The organism is Sphingomonas sp., from assembly GCF_042095875.1.
Classification (GTDB): Bacteria; Pseudomonadota; Alphaproteobacteria; order Sphingomonadales; family Sphingomonadaceae; genus Sphingomonas.
Map to the genome: position 1 here is coordinate 31504 of NZ_JBELMJ010000008.1, position 13281 is coordinate 44784.

General features: G+C 70.2%; 13 protein-coding genes. 11 read left to right on the forward strand and 2 right to left on the reverse strand.

From position 1 onward, the window contains the following. A partial coding sequence (locus ACFDS6_RS04830) for a hypothetical protein (protein WP_375270979.1) occupies window positions 1-200 on the forward strand: 200 nt, incomplete at its 5' end. A gap of 10 nt (window positions 201-210) precedes the next feature. Here ACFDS6_RS04830 and ACFDS6_RS04835 read toward each other — a convergent pair. Then, complete coding sequence (locus tag ACFDS6_RS04835) at window positions 211-2154, reverse strand: BCCT family transporter (protein ID WP_375270980.1); 1944 nt, start codon at window positions 2152-2154, stop codon at window positions 211-213. Between the two features lie 153 nt (window positions 2155-2307). Between ACFDS6_RS04835 and ACFDS6_RS04840 the strand changes: the two genes are divergently transcribed. From ACFDS6_RS04840 to ACFDS6_RS04850, 3 genes are all read left to right on the forward strand, one after another. After that, the gene (locus ACFDS6_RS04840; protein WP_375270981.1) at window positions 2308-3348 is read left to right on the forward strand and encodes a bile acid:sodium symporter family protein; all 1041 of its coding nucleotides are present in this window, start codon (window positions 2308-2310) and stop codon (window positions 3346-3348) included. 110 nt (window positions 3349-3458) lie between these two features. Further along, window positions 3459-5600 (forward strand): hypothetical protein, encoded by a 2142-nt coding sequence (locus ACFDS6_RS04845; RefSeq protein ID WP_375270982.1) that lies wholly within the window; start codon window positions 3459-3461, stop codon window positions 5598-5600. A 30-nt stretch (window positions 5601-5630) separates the two neighbouring features. Continuing rightward, entirely contained in the window at window positions 5631-5993 is a 363-nt protein-coding gene (locus ACFDS6_RS04850) for a hypothetical protein (RefSeq protein WP_375270983.1), read from the forward strand. A 67-nt stretch (window positions 5994-6060) separates the two neighbouring features. Here ACFDS6_RS04850 and ACFDS6_RS04855 read toward each other — a convergent pair whose 3' ends face one another. After that, window positions 6061-6870, reverse strand: coding sequence for a bacteriorhodopsin (locus tag ACFDS6_RS04855; RefSeq protein WP_375270984.1), 810 nt, complete (start codon window positions 6868-6870; stop codon window positions 6061-6063). 172 nt (window positions 6871-7042) lie between these two features. On the opposite strand from ACFDS6_RS04855, the gene ACFDS6_RS04860 reads away from it, so the two are divergent. The 7 genes from ACFDS6_RS04860 to ACFDS6_RS04890 all read left to right on the forward strand — a co-directional run bounded on the left by ACFDS6_RS04860 (window position 7043) and on the right by ACFDS6_RS04890 (window position 13280). Next, window positions 7043-7933 (forward strand): crotonase/enoyl-CoA hydratase family protein, encoded by an 891-nt coding sequence (locus ACFDS6_RS04860; RefSeq protein WP_375270985.1) that lies wholly within the window; start codon window positions 7043-7045, stop codon window positions 7931-7933. Window positions 7934-7972: 39 nt separating this feature from the next. Continuing rightward, window positions 7973-8638: a ribose-5-phosphate isomerase RpiA gene (gene rpiA / locus ACFDS6_RS04865; RefSeq protein WP_375270986.1), complete on the forward strand. Its 666-nt coding sequence runs from the start codon at window positions 7973-7975 to the stop codon at window positions 8636-8638. An 85-nt stretch (window positions 8639-8723) separates the two neighbouring features. After that, the gene (locus tag ACFDS6_RS04870; RefSeq protein ID WP_375270987.1) at window positions 8724-9731 is read left to right on the forward strand and encodes an NAD(P)-dependent alcohol dehydrogenase; all 1008 of its coding nucleotides are present in this window, start codon (window positions 8724-8726) and stop codon (window positions 9729-9731) included. 167 nt (window positions 9732-9898) lie between these two features. After that, complete coding sequence (locus tag ACFDS6_RS04875) at window positions 9899-10363, forward strand: hypothetical protein (protein WP_375270988.1); 465 nt, start codon at window positions 9899-9901, stop codon at window positions 10361-10363. Window positions 10364-10412: 49 nt separating this feature from the next. After that, window positions 10413-11636, forward strand: coding sequence for a 23S rRNA (adenine(2503)-C(2))-methyltransferase RlmN (rlmN, locus tag ACFDS6_RS04880; RefSeq protein ID WP_375270989.1), 1224 nt, complete (start codon window positions 10413-10415; stop codon window positions 11634-11636). Between the two features lie 37 nt (window positions 11637-11673). Further along, complete coding sequence (locus tag ACFDS6_RS04885) at window positions 11674-12249, forward strand: DUF1003 domain-containing protein (RefSeq protein ID WP_375270990.1); 576 nt, start codon at window positions 11674-11676, stop codon at window positions 12247-12249. Between the two features lie 275 nt (window positions 12250-12524). Beyond that, window positions 12525-13280, forward strand: coding sequence for a sulfite exporter TauE/SafE family protein (locus ACFDS6_RS04890; RefSeq protein ID WP_375270991.1), 756 nt, complete (start codon window positions 12525-12527; stop codon window positions 13278-13280). Window position 13281: the final 1 nt, after the last annotated feature.

Consider the following 13281-nt stretch of genomic DNA (forward strand, 5'->3'; position numbering starts at 1 on the left):
GGGCGAGGAGTGCGACTGACATGAGCGACCTGCCCCCACGCGGAAGCCCCGACAAGAAGAGTCGGGGCATGTTCCTGACGGTGACGCTGATCGTGCTGGCGCTGATCGTCGTGATCTTCGTCGGCACCAACATCAACCACGCCAAGGAAAGCGACGACCGCCCGATGGGCGAGAACCGGCCGAGCCCGACGCAGCGCTAGCGCCGCCCGCTCACCCGCGCGACGGTGACGCGGACGAGGACGCGCCGAAGCGCCAGCGTTCGAGTTGGGTGAGGACGTCGCCGGCGATCTGGTCGGCGGAGAGGCCGGTCAGGTCGCGGGCGCGGCGGTCGGTGTCGCTGCGCGCGGCGAGCATCCAGGCGCGGCTGCGGCGGCCCTCGGGTGCCTCGAGCGCGGTATAGGCGGCGAGCGGGCGCGACTGCGCGGCGAGGCGGTAGGTGAAGGTGGCGCGGTCGGGCAGGCCGACCGTCAGCGTCGCGGCGCCGTCGGCCGCGTCGTGGGTGACCTGGCTCTCCGCCCAGCCTTCCTCCACCACCGCGCGCGAGACGCGTTCGAGTGCGGGGATGCCCTGGCCTGCGAGTTGGCGCGCGATCTCGTCGCGGCTGGCGGGGACGAACAGGCGCTTCAACCGCTCGGCGACCGCGGGGCCCTCGGTGTCGAGCGACACGCCGGCGAGGTCGGCGTTGGTCTGGCGCACCAGCCCGACCGCGAGCATCAGCATGATGAAGCAGAACGGCAGCGCCGCGAGCAGCGTCGCGGCCTGGAGCGCGCCGAGGCCACCGATCACCAGCAGCAGCGTCGCGGTAAGGCCGAGCAGCAGGCACCAGTACATCCGCTGCCAGCGCGGCGTCTCCTCCGCGCCGCCCGAGGCGAGCGTGTCGATGACGAGCGCGCCCGAATCCGCGGAGGTGACGAAGAACACCGCGACCAGCAGGATCGCGAGCGCGGAAGTGACCCCGGCGGCGGGGAGGTATTCAAGGAAGCGGAACAAAGCGGTGGACAGGTTCGCCTGCACCGCGTCGGCAATCGCGCCCTGCGCCTGGCCGAGATCGAGCGAGATCGCGGTGTTGCCGAACACGGTCATCCACAGGAAGGTGAAGGCGGTCGGCACGAACAGCACGCCCGTCACGAACTCGCGCACCGTGCGCCCGCGCGAGATGCGCGCGATGAACATGCCGACGAACGGCGACCAGGCGATCCACCACGCCCAGTAGAACAGCGTCCAGTCGGCCATCCACGCGCGCGGTTCGTAGGCGTAGAGCGTGAAGGTGCGCATGACGAAATGGTCGAGGTAGAGGCCGAAATTCTGCACCAGCGCGCGCAGCAGAAACAGGGTCGGACCGACCGCGAGCACGAACAACATCAGCAGCACCGCGACGGTCAGGTTGAGTTCGGACAAGCGCCGGATGCCGCGGTCGGCGCCGCTCAGCACCGACAGCGTCGCCGCGCCCATGACGAGCGCGATCACGACGACCTTGGCGAGGAGCGTGTCGGGCAGGCCGTAATTATAGGCGAGCCCGGCAGTCATCTGCGACACGCCGAGGCCGAGTGAGGTCGCGACGCCGAACACGGTGCCGCAGATCGCGAACACGTCGATCGCGTCGCCCAGGGGGCCGTTGATCCGCTTGCCGAGCAGTGGCGACAGGCCGGAGCGCAAGGTGAGCGGCATGTTCTTGCGATAGGTGAAATAAGCGAGGCTGAGGCCGACGAGCGCGTAGATCGCCCAGGCGTGGACGCCGTAGTGATGAAAGGTGATCGCCATCGCCTCGCGCGCGGCGAGGATCGTGCCGCTGGGTGCCTCGGGCGGGGAGATGTAGTGCTGGATCGGCTCGGCGACCGCGAAGTACATCAGCCCGATGCCCATGCCGGCGGCGAACAGCATCGCCAGCCAGGAGAGATAGGGGAAGTCGGGTTCGGCGTCGTCGGGGCCGAGCTTGAGCTTGCCCGCGGGGCCGAAGCCGAGTGCGAGCACGACGACGAGGAACACCGCGACCGCGGCGATGTAGAACCAGCCGAACGTGTCGATCGCCCAGCCCTGCGCGGCCTTGAACGCGGTGTCGGCGCGGCCGGGCATCAGCAGCGTGACCGACAGCATCGCGCCGATCACCGCAGACGCCCCCCAGAAGACGCGCGGGTTCATGTGAGATTTGAGCATCGCGCGGGTTTAACCGGAATCAACCGTGAAGCTCAAATCGCGGGCGAAGGCGACCGACCGGATGGGCGTGAGCGGACGGCAGGGGGCGATTGCGCGCGGCGGTGGTCGCGCCGGGCCGCGCGGCGTGCCATGGGGCGGGCGTTCGGAGGTTCCATGTCGCTCATTCGCCGGTTCATCGATCCATACCTGCTGCTGCTGATCGCGACGGTGGCGCTCGCCGCGGTGCTGCCGGCACGGGGCGAGGGGGCGCGGATCGCGGACGCGGCGGTGACGGTGGCGGTGGCGCTGCTGTTCTTCCTCTACGGCGCGCGGCTGGCGCCGGCGGCGATCTGGGCGGGGCTGACGCACTGGCGGTTGCAGGGGCTGGTGTTCCTGAGCACCTTCGCGCTGTTCCCGCTGCTAGGGGTGGTGGCGAGCGTCGGCGCGCGCGCGTGGCTGCAAGGCGAGATCGCGACGGGCATCCTGTTCCTGACGTTGCTGCCATCCACCGTGCAGTCGTCGATCGCGTTCACGGGGATCGCGGGCGGGAACGTGCCCGCGGCGCTGTGCAGCGCGTCGGTGTCGAACCTGGTCGGCACGGTGCTGACGCCGGTGATCGTCGCGCTGCTGCTGCCGCTCACCGGATTGATGCCGACGGCCGGCGGGGGCGTGTCGTGGCACGCGATCGAGAGCATCGCGGCGCAGATCCTGCTGCCGTTCGTCGCGGGACAGGTCGCGCGGCCGCTGATCGGCGGGTGGATCGCGCGGCACAAGGGGCCGACGACGCTGGTCGATCGCGGGTCAATCCTGCTGGTGGTCTACGCCGCGTTCAGCGAGGGCGTGGTGGCGGGCATCTGGCAGGCGGTGAGCGCGGGCGACCTGGCGCTGGTGCTGCTGATCGACGGCGTGCTGCTGGCGACGGTGATCGCGAGCACGACGTGGACGGCGCGGCGGCTGCGGTTCAGCAAGTCCGACGAGATCGCGATCGTGTTCTGCGGATCGAAGAAGAGCATGGCGAGCGGGATACCGATGGCGACGATCCTGTTCGCAGGATCAGCGGTCAGCCTGATCGTGCTGCCGCTGATGATCTTCCACCAAGTGCAGCTGTTCGTGTGCGCGGTGCTGGCGCGGCGCTACGCGGCGCAGACCGCGGCGGGGGTGGACCCGGCGCGGGCGGACGAGCGCGTCGTGGCGGCGGCGGTGGACGATCGCTGAGCGGGGTTGCGGGCGGTGTCGTAGTGGAATAACACAGGAGGACGAAAACAAGCGTTGACGGCAATCGACTACGTTTGTAGTCAACGTGGCATCGTTGAAGGGGGCGAGCGATGTCGGTGCGGTTCGGACGGGGGGTTGCAACGGCGGCGAGCGCGGTCGCGCTGATGGCGGGCGCGGGGGCCGCGGGGGCGCAGACCGCCTCGCCCGCGGTGGGGCTGGCCGCGCCCAAGCCAGCGAGCACGCAGGGGCCGCAGCCCGCCGGGCAGCCCGACCGCGTCACCGGGCGGCGGACCTACGACGCGGCGTGGTTCCGCACCTTCGCCCCCGCCACCGCGCTGCAGATCGTCGAGCGCGTGCCCGGCTTCACGATCGAACGGATCGACGGGTCGGTGCGCGGCTTCGGCGGGGCGGCGGGCAACGTCGTCGTCAACGGGCAGCGGCCGTCGGCGAAGAGCGACACTGTGGAAACGATCCTGTCGCGCATCCCGGCGGGGCGCGTGGTGCGCGTCGAGGTGGGGCCGGGCGACCTGTACGGCGCGGAGTTCACGGGCAAGCCGCAGGTGCTGAACCTCGTCACCTCGGCGACCGGCGGGCTGGCGGGAACGCTGACGGGAGCCGTGCGGCGCGATTACACGGGCAAGCTGTTTCCGGAAGGCAGCGCGTCGGCGCTGCTTCGGTCGGGCAAGTCGACGTTCAACCTGGCACTCAACATCGACAACGAGAACACCGCGCAGGAGGGGTTCGACCGCGTCACCTCCCTGCCCAACGACGCGCTGGTCGAGTATCGCTACCGCGTGAACCGCTATCGCGAGCCGGTGGCGGCGCTGTCGGGGTCGTGGGAGTATAACGACGGCGCGAACCGCACCGCGCACCTGAACGCGCGCGCGGCGACCGATCGTTTCGCGCTTGACCAGTCGAATTGGGTCGATCCCACCGGGCGACCGCGGCGCGAGGATTCGCTCACCAGCCGCACGACCGTGAACGAGTATGAACTGGGCGGGGACGTGACGCGGCCGCTGGCTGGCGGCGGGATCAAGCTGATCGGGCTGGCGACCAGGCGGCACCGCGACAGTGACGATTTGTCGCTGGTCGACCTGTTCGGGTCGAACGGTCCGGGCCCGACGGGTTTCAGCCAGTCGCTGGCCGACCGTGAATCGGAGACGCTGGCGCGGTTGGTGTGGAACCGGTCAGGCTGGAACGGGTGGAACGTCGAGATCGGCGCGGAGGGCGTGATCAACCGGTTGCGCAGCCGGGTCAATCTGTTCGACCTGGACGCGGGCGGCGGGCAAACGCGGATCGACCTGCCGGTGGACGACGCCACGGTGCGCGAGCGGCGCGGCGAAGCGTTCGTCAACGTCGGGCGCGCGTTGAGCCCTGCGCTGCGCGTCGATGGCGGGATGACGGTGGAGGCGTCGCGGCTGACCGTGTCGGGCGACGTGGACGCACGCCGGACGCTGTCGTTCCTGAAACCCAAGCTCGTGCTCGATTGGCGGTTCGCGCCGGGCTGGCGCGCGCAATTGTCGGCGCAGCGCACCGTCAACCAGTTGCAGTTCACCGACTTCATCTCGGTCGCCGAGCTGGGCAGCGACCGGGTCAACGGCGGCAACGCGCAGCTGGTGCCGCAGCGCAGCTGGGAGCTGCTCGGCACGCTGGAGTATCCGATCCTGGGCGACGGGCTGGTGCGGCTGGAGGCGGGGTACACGCGGATCAGCCTGGTGCAGGACCGCGTGCCGACGCCCGAAGGGTTCGACGCGCCGGGCAATCTGGGCACCGGTACCGTGGCGATCGCGCGCGCGCGGGTGGAGGCGCCGCTCAAGACGCTGGGCGTGAAGGGCGGGCGGTTGACGCTGTACGGATCGTACGTGCCGACGTTCGTGACCGATCCTTACACGCTGACGACACGGCGCTTCACCAACAACAGCGACTTCTACGGATCGGCCGAGTTCCGGCAGGACCTGGGCAGCTTCGCCTGGGGGGTGCTGGCGGAGAATGGGACGAGCTCGACGAGTTTCCGCCGCGAGGAGACCGACCGAAGCTTCCGCGGCATCTACACGCAGGTGTTCGCCGAGTGGCGGCCGACCAAGACCAGCGTGGTGACCGCGACGCTGGAGAATGCGCTGGCGCGGCCGACCTACCGCGAGCGGCTGTTCTACGCGCCAGACCGCACGTCGCCGACGCCGGTCACGCGCGAGTTCCGGCGGCGCAACGGGTTGGTGGTGCCGATGCTGACCTTCAAGCGGACGTTTGGGTGACCATATAACCGGCAACAGGAGTGAGCGCGCATGGCCAAGAAGAAGAAACGCATCCCGAAGACGATCGGTGGGGTGAAGCTGCCCAAGGAACTGCGCCGCGCGGGCGAGAAGATCATCGACCAGGCGGTCACGGCCGCGAACTCGCCGCAGGGCAAGGCGATGATCGCGACCGGCCTGTCGATGGCGGCCGCCGCGGCGATGAAGGCGGCGGAGGCGAAGGCGGCGGGGCCGGCGGCGAAGGGCGACGAGAAAGCAGCCGGCGAGAAGCCGGCGGCGGCGAACGACGCGCGGCGCGACGAGCGGCGCGAGGCCGGCAGCGGCGGGATCGACGGCGACGCGATCGGCCAGGCGGTGGAGCAGGTGCTGGGTCGGTTGTTCGGTCGCCGCGCGTGAAGACGGCAAACGAAACGACACGGGTCGGATCGCGACCCGTGTCGTGGTGTGACGATCAGCGCACCGATTAGCGTGCTGGGGCGGCGCCGTCCTCACGCGAGCGGCGTTCGGCGACGAAGCCGAGGAAGATGCCGAATGCGAGTTTGGAGCTTATGTCGGCGACCGTGTATAGCAATTGACGCACGACCACGCCGCCTTCCGATGGGTCGATCACCGGCCACAGATAGCCGAACGGGTAGATCGACCAGGTCGCGAGCAGGAACCAGAAACAGGTGATCAGGCTGCGGCGCACCTCGGGCGACGGGTCACCGATAGGGCGACGCACCTGCGCGGCGAGGACGAGCAGCAGCGCGACGAAGAAGATCGTCGAGATCGCGCCCCAGACCCAGAACGGTGCGGTCGCACCCGGCACCGCGCCCGCGGCCGAGGACTCGTAGAATTGGCCGATATAGCCGGTGACGATCATGCCGGCGCCGAGCAGGCTGAGTAGCGCCCAGCGTCGCGCCAGCGCCACGCCGGTCAGACCGCAGACGACGACGAGCTGGGTCATCAGCATCGGGACGTCGATCAGCCAGTTGACGTAGCGATAGCCGTTCGAGAACCGCTCGGTCGCGGTGACCACGAAACGGTTCGACGCTTCGTCGAACTGGAACGCCGATCCCCACAGCATCCACAATTGCCCGATCTCCAGCGTCGCCGACACCATGACGACCGCCGAGATGACCGACGCGAGCCGGTAGCGTTGCGACACGTTCTTCGCGGTCATGAGAAAATAGACCAGACCCGCCATGAACACCGCGGTGGTGAACGCGAAGCCGTGCCGCAGCACCTCATACGCCCATGGCGCGTAGCTGTTGTAATTCTCAATCGTCGGCATCGACGCGTCGCTCCCTTTGCTAACCTATGATGGACCTTTGCGGGACGACGCCGCGGCATGATTGTTCCGATGCGGACATGAAATGTCACGAACGCGTACTTACGCAGATGGTGGTCGCGCTTACGGTTGCCATAAGTCGCGTTATGTTGACGCGCGGAAGTGGAGAGCGGTGATGGCGTTCGAGCAGATCGGCTATGCAGTGGCGGACGGCGTGGCGACGATCACCTTGTCGCGGCCGGACAAGCTGAACGCGTTCACGTCGCGGATGATGGCGGAGATGATCGCGGCGTTCGATGCGGTCGATGCCGACGACGAGGTGCGCGCGGTAATCGTGACGGGGGCGGGGCGGGCGTTCTGTGCGGGCGCCGATTTGTCGGGTGGTGGCGGTACGTTCGACTACGCCGATGGGGGCAAGGGCTCGCCGGTCGGGCCGGACGGCGAGCTGCGCTACGGCGTCGAGCGCGCGCGCGACGGGGGAGGGCGGCTGACCCTGCGCATCTTCCAGTGCCTCAAACCCGTGATCGCGGCGATCAACGGCGCGGCGGTGGGCGTCGGCGCGACCATGACGCTGCCGATGGACATACGCGTCGCGAGCGAGGCGGCGCGGTTCGGGTTCGTGTTCGCGCGCCGCGGGATCGTGCCGGAGGCGGCCTCGTCCTATTTCCTGCCGCGCGTCGTCGGGATCAGCCGGGCGCTCGAATGGTGCTACTCGGGGCGGGTGTTCGACGCGGCCGAGGCGGTGGCGGGCGGGCTGGTCAGCGCGGTGGTACCGCCGGGCGAGTTGCTGGCGCGCGCCACCGCCATCGCGCGCGAGATCGCGGACAACACCGCGCCCGTCTCGGTCGCGCTGACGCGGCAGATGATGTGGCGCGGGCTGGGTTACCAGCACCCGATGGAGGCGCACCGCGTCGACAGCCGCGCGATCCTGTCGCGTGGGCGATCGGGCGACGCGCGCGAGGGGGTGACGAGCTTCCTGGAGAAGCGCGCGCCGGCCTATCCCGACCGGGTGAGCGCGGACATGCCCGACTTCTCTCCATGGTGGGAGGAGCCGGCGTATCGCTGAGGCGGGGAACGTCGCGGGCGCTGCTGCGTCGAGGCAGGCATGGCGGATGACGACAAGAGGCTGGCGGCCGAGGCGGCGCTGGACGAGGTAAGGCACGGAATGCTCGTCGGGCTGGGGACGGGATCGACGGTCGCGTTCCTGATCCGGGCGCTGGGCGAGCGGGTGCGCGGTGGGCTCAGGATCGAGGCGGTCGCGACCAGCGTCGCGAGCGCGCGCGCGGCGGAAGGCGAGGGGATGGCGGTGCGCGACTTCGCGGGTGTCTCGCGCGTCGACGTGACGATCGACGGCGCGGACGAGATCGACGCGCGGCTGTACGCGATCAAGGGCGCGGGCGGCGCGATGCTGCGCGAGAAGGTGGTGGCGGCGGCGTCCGACCGGATGGTGGTGATCGCGGATGGCACGAAGCGGGTGGACGCGATCGGCGCGGCGAAGCTGCCGGTCGAGGTGCTGCCGTTCGCGCGCAGTTTCGTCACCGCGCGGCTGGAGGCGCTGGGCGCGGCGGTGTGCTTGCGTGAGGGCGGGACCGACAACGGCAATCTGATCCTCGACGCGCGGTTCGGCCGCATCGCCGACCCGCGCGCGCTGGCGGCGGCGATCGACGCGGTGCCAGGTGCGCTGGGGCATGGGCTGTTCCTGCGCGAGGTCGACGCGGCCTATGTCGCGGACGCGGGCGTGGTGACGCGGATGGAGCGCGCGGGCGGCTGAGGTCGGACCAGCGGACGCGCGCGGTGGTCGGGCCGCGGAGACGGCGCGGTCGTCGCGCGTTGGGCGCGGCGAAGGAGATTGCGCGATGAAGGTGATGGTGCTGGGCGACACGCCGGGGCTGGACGGGCTGACGCTGGCGGAACGCGACGATCCGGGGCAGCCGGGCGCGGGGATGATCCGGGTGCGGATCGAGGGCAGCTCGCTAAACTACCACGATCTGGGCGTGGCGACGGGCAAGATGCCGAGCGCGCCGGGGCGCGTGCCGCTGTCCGACGGCGCGGGCGTGGTCGAGGCGGTCGGCGACGGCGTGAGCGAGTTCGCGGTCGGCGACCGGGTGGTGTCGTGCTTCTTCCCCGACTGGCAGGACGGCGCGCCGACGGTCGGCGACTTCAGCCGCACACCGGGCGACGGGATCGACGGTTTCGCGCAGGAGCATGTCGTGCTGCCCGCGACCGCCTTCACCCGCGCGCCCGAGGGCTACGACGCGGTCGAGGCGGCGGCGATCACCACCGCGGGGCTGACCGCGTGGCGCGCGCTGGTGGTCGACGGCAGGCTGAAGGCGGGCGACCGCGTGCTGCTGCTCGGCACCGGCGGCGTGTCGATCTGGGCGTTGCAGATCGCCAAGGCGATGGGGGCGGTGGTCGCGATCACCTCCTCGTCGGACGAGAAGCTGGCGCGCGCGCGGGAGCTCGGCGCGGATTTCACGCTCAACTACCGCGAACACCAGGATTGGGGCGCGCGGGTGCGCGACTGGGCGGACGGGCGTGGGGTCGACCACGTGGTCGAGGTCGGCGGGCCGGGCACGCTGGCGCAGTCGATCGAGGCGGTGCGCGTCGGCGGGCACATCTCGCTGATCGGCGTGCTGACGGGCACGGGCGGGGAAGTGCCGACCGCGGCGCTGATGGGCAAGCAGGCGCGGTTGCAGGGCTTGATCGTGGGCAGCCGGCGCGAGCAGCAGGATTTCGTCCGCGCGATCGAGGCGACGGGGATCAGGCCGGTGATCGACCGGCGGTTCGAGATGGCCGAACTGGCGGACGCGTTCGCGTTTGAGGCGGGGGCGAGCCATTTTGGGAAGATCGGCGTGGCGTGGTGAGGTTCGAGGCTCGGTCGGCTCTTCGCGGATGATCGTGCCGACGCTAGGCTGCGGACATGTTCGGCATCGGCAGATCAGACCGCGTTCGCGACATCTTCGCGCAACAATTCTAGGCGCGCGACGGCGGATATTGGTTCCGCAAGAATGAAACCGGTGCCGCCTACGCGGTGAGCGCGGCGGAGCGCGACGCGTTCGTGACGGCGTTCGCGCGCGGCACGCGGCGGCTGACGTGGCTGACGCTCGGCGGAGTGACCGTCGCGGTGGTCGGGGTGATCGCGCTGTTCGGCGAAGTCGGCGACACCGCGACCATCGTCGTCACGACCGGATTGATCGCGAGCGTGCTCGATGGCTGGCTCCGGCTATGGCGTGCGCCGCTGCGTGAACTCGAGCGACGCCAACCGAGCTTGCCCGCACTCGGCCGAACGGCGGCGCGGCGGTTGACGATGTCGCGCGTCACCTGGGGTAATCTGGCGCTGATACCGCTGTTCGCGGGCATGATGGTGCTTCGCGGGTTGGACGAGCAGGACGTGCTCGGCGGGTGGCGGGTCGGGTGGATCGTCGCGGCGGGTGCCTTGCTGATCGGCGGCGCGGTGCAGGCGTGGCGCAAGTGGCACACCGAGCGTTCGCGCTAGCACCGCGCGCGAGTGGAAAAACGTCGCCGGATCGGCTATATGCGCGCGCATGCCCGAGATCGCCGCCGCCATCATGCCCATTGCCGGGCACATCGACCCTGTGCCCGTGCCGCGGGCGGTCGCGCCGCGTGCCGACGGGCGCGTCGACCTGGTGGGCATGAACAAGGCGGAGCTGCGCGAGGCATTGCTCGCCGCGGGCATGGAGCCGCGGCAGGCGAAGCTGCGCGCCAAGCAGATCTGGCACTGGATCTACAATCGCGGCGCGACCGAGTTCGCGCAGATGACCGACATCGCCAAGGCGCAGCACCCGTGGCTGGCCGCGCGCTTCGTCGTCGGGCGGCCGGAGGTGGTCGAGGCGCAGGTGTCGTCGGACGGGACGCGCAAGTGGCTGCTGCGCTCGCCCGACGGGCAGGATTACGAGGCGGTGTTCATCCCCGACGCAGACCGCGGCACGCTGTGCGTGTCGAGCCAGGTCGGCTGCACGCTCAACTGCACCTTCTGCCACACCGGCACGATGCGGCTGGTGCGAAATCTCACCGCGGGGGAGATCGTCGGGCAGGTAATGCTGGCGCGCGACGCGCTAGGCGAGTGGCCGAGCCAGCCCGAAGGGCGGATGCTGACCAACATCGTGATGATGGGCATGGGCGAGCCGCTGTATAATTTCGAGAACGTGCGCGACGCGCTGTCCGTCGTGATGGACGGCGATGGCCTCGCGCTCAGCAAGCGGCGGATCACGCTCAGCACGTCGGGCGTGGTGCCGATGATGGCGCGCGCGGGCGCAGAGATCGGGGTCAATCTGGCGGTGTCGCTCCACGCGGTGACCAAGGAGATCCGCGACGAGATCGTGCCGTTGAACCGCAAGTACGGCATCGAGGAATTGTTGCAGGCGTGCGCGGACTATCCCGGCGCCAACAACGCGCGGCGGATCACGTTCGAGTACGTGATGCTACGCGACAAGAACGACAGCGACGCGCACGCGCACGAGCTGGTCCGGCTGCTCAAGCACTACAAGCTGCCCGCCAAGGTCAACCTGATCCCGTTCAACCCGTGGCCGGGTGGGGCGTACGAGTGTTCGACGCCCGAGCGGGTGCGCGCGTTCAGCGACATCGTGTTCGCGGGCGGCATCTCCGCGCCGGTCAGGACGCCGCGCGGGCGCGACATCGACGCGGCGTGCGGGCAGTTGAAGACTGCGGCGGAGAAGAAGAGCCGCGCGCAGCTCGACCGCGAGGCGGCGGCGGCGGACGGGACGGCGGAGCTGGTCGCGGCGGGGTAACGCGTGGCGCGCGTCGGCGCGTGGTTAGCGCGGATCGGTGGCGTCGCGCGCCGGGCGGCTCTACACCGGCGCGATGACCGACGGTTCGCTGACCCACCCCGCGCCGCAACCGCCCCGGATGGGGTCGGTGCTGGAGCGCAACATCGCGCGGATGCGCGAGCGGCGCGCGCGCGAGGAGGCGGGGGCGCGGCTGTCCGAGCGGGTGTCGGACCGGGTCACTGCCTTCGCCGGGAGCATGACGTTCGTCGCGATCCACGCGGTCGCGTACGGCGCGTGGGTGGCGGTCAACCTGGGCGCGGTGCCGGGCGTGCGGCCGTTCGATCCGAGCTTCGTCATGCTGGCGATGGAGGCGAGCGTCGAGGCGATCTTCCTGTCGACCTTCGTGCTGATCAGCCAGAACCGGATGATGAGCGCGGCGGCGAAACAGTCCGACCTCGACCTGCAGATCAACCTGCTGGCCGAGCATGAACTGACGCGGCTGATCGGGCTGGTCGACCGGATGGCGCGACATATGGGGATCGATCCCGACGCGCACGGCGAGCTGGACGAGATCAAGCAGGACGTGTCGCCCGAGGCGGTGCTCGACGGGCTGGACGAGGCCGCGCGTCAGTAGGTGACGGGCGGGCAGTCCGTGGATCTTCTCTTCGTCACCCCGGACTTGATCCGGGGTCCCGCTTCTCGGGAGCGGTAGGAGAAGGCAGCGGGATGCCGGAGCAAGTTCGGGATGACAGTAAGGTGAAATGGCTGGGACTGCACCAACCGCACGCGTCGATCGACGTAGGCTTCTGCGTGAATGCCGGTTTGGTCTAGCGGTGCGATCGGCGGATACGCTCGACAGCGCGTGGATGCGCGGGCAAGCGGCGGGGCTGGTCCGCGGGAGCATGAGCGATGGAGGTGACGGGGCTGGCGCTGGTCGCGCTGGCGGGCGTGGCTGGCGGCGCGATGAACGCGCTGGCGGGGGGCGGCACGTTCGCGACGCTGCCCGCGCTGCTGGCGGTGGGGGCACCGGCGAACATCGCCAACGCGACCTCCAACGTCGCGCTGCTGCCGGGTGCGGCGACGAGCGCGTGGGCGTTTCGCGACGAACTGGGGCCGGTCGGCGGGGTCGATCACCGGTTGCTCGCGGGCATCACCTTCGCCGGTGGGCTGGTTGGCAGCGCGCTGCTGGTGGTGACGCCGGGGGCGACGTTCGACGTCATCGTGCCGTGGCTGGTGCTGTACGCGTTCGTCGTGCTGGCGTTCGGGCGTGGCGCGTCGGCGTGGCTGGCCGCCCGGGTAACGATCGGGGCGCGGACTCTGGTGGTCGCGCAGGTTCTGCTGGGGATCTACGGCGGTTACTTCGGCGGCGGCGTGGGGTTGATGACGACCGCGACCTACGGGTTGCTGGCGAGCGTCACCCCGCGCGCGATGTTCGCGCCGCGCACGCTGATGCTGGCGGTCGCCAATGCGGCGGCGGCATTGGTGTTCGTCGCGAGCGGCATGGTGGATTGGCGGTACTGCGTGCCGATGCTGGTCGGCGCGGTGGTGGGTGGATGGGGCGGGGCGATCGTCGGGCGGCGGCTGCCCGAGCGCGTGGTGCGGATCGGCACGCTGGCGGTGACGGGGGTGACGGCGGCGGTGTTCTTCTGGCGGGCGTATGGGTGAG

What these genes read in the sequence shown, in the direction of transcription:
- ACFDS6_RS04850 (WP_375270983.1), top strand. Translation starts at nt 5,631, where the DNA reads ATGGCCAAGAAGAAGAAACGCATCCCGAAGACGATCGGTGGGGTGAAG.
- ACFDS6_RS04835 (WP_375270980.1), bottom strand. Translation starts at nt 2,154, where the DNA reads ATGCTCAAATCTCACATGAACCCGCGCGTCTTCTGGGGGGCGTCTGCG.
- ACFDS6_RS04870 (WP_375270987.1), top strand. Translation starts at nt 8,724, where the DNA reads ATGAAGGTGATGGTGCTGGGCGACACGCCGGGGCTGGACGGGCTGACG.
- ACFDS6_RS04890 (WP_375270991.1), top strand. Translation starts at nt 12,525, where the DNA reads ATGGAGGTGACGGGGCTGGCGCTGGTCGCGCTGGCGGGCGTGGCTGGC.
- ACFDS6_RS04860 (WP_375270985.1), top strand. Translation starts at nt 7,043, where the DNA reads ATGGCGTTCGAGCAGATCGGCTATGCAGTGGCGGACGGCGTGGCGACG.
- rlmN (WP_375270989.1), top strand. Translation starts at nt 10,413, where the DNA reads ATGCCCGAGATCGCCGCCGCCATCATGCCCATTGCCGGGCACATCGAC.
- ACFDS6_RS04845 (WP_375270982.1), top strand. Translation starts at nt 3,459, where the DNA reads ATGTCGGTGCGGTTCGGACGGGGGGTTGCAACGGCGGCGAGCGCGGTC.
- ACFDS6_RS04855 (WP_375270984.1), bottom strand. Translation starts at nt 6,870, where the DNA reads ATGCCGACGATTGAGAATTACAACAGCTACGCGCCATGGGCGTATGAG.
- ACFDS6_RS04840 (WP_375270981.1), top strand. Translation starts at nt 2,308, where the DNA reads ATGTCGCTCATTCGCCGGTTCATCGATCCATACCTGCTGCTGCTGATC.
- rpiA (WP_375270986.1), top strand. Translation starts at nt 7,973, where the DNA reads ATGGCGGATGACGACAAGAGGCTGGCGGCCGAGGCGGCGCTGGACGAG.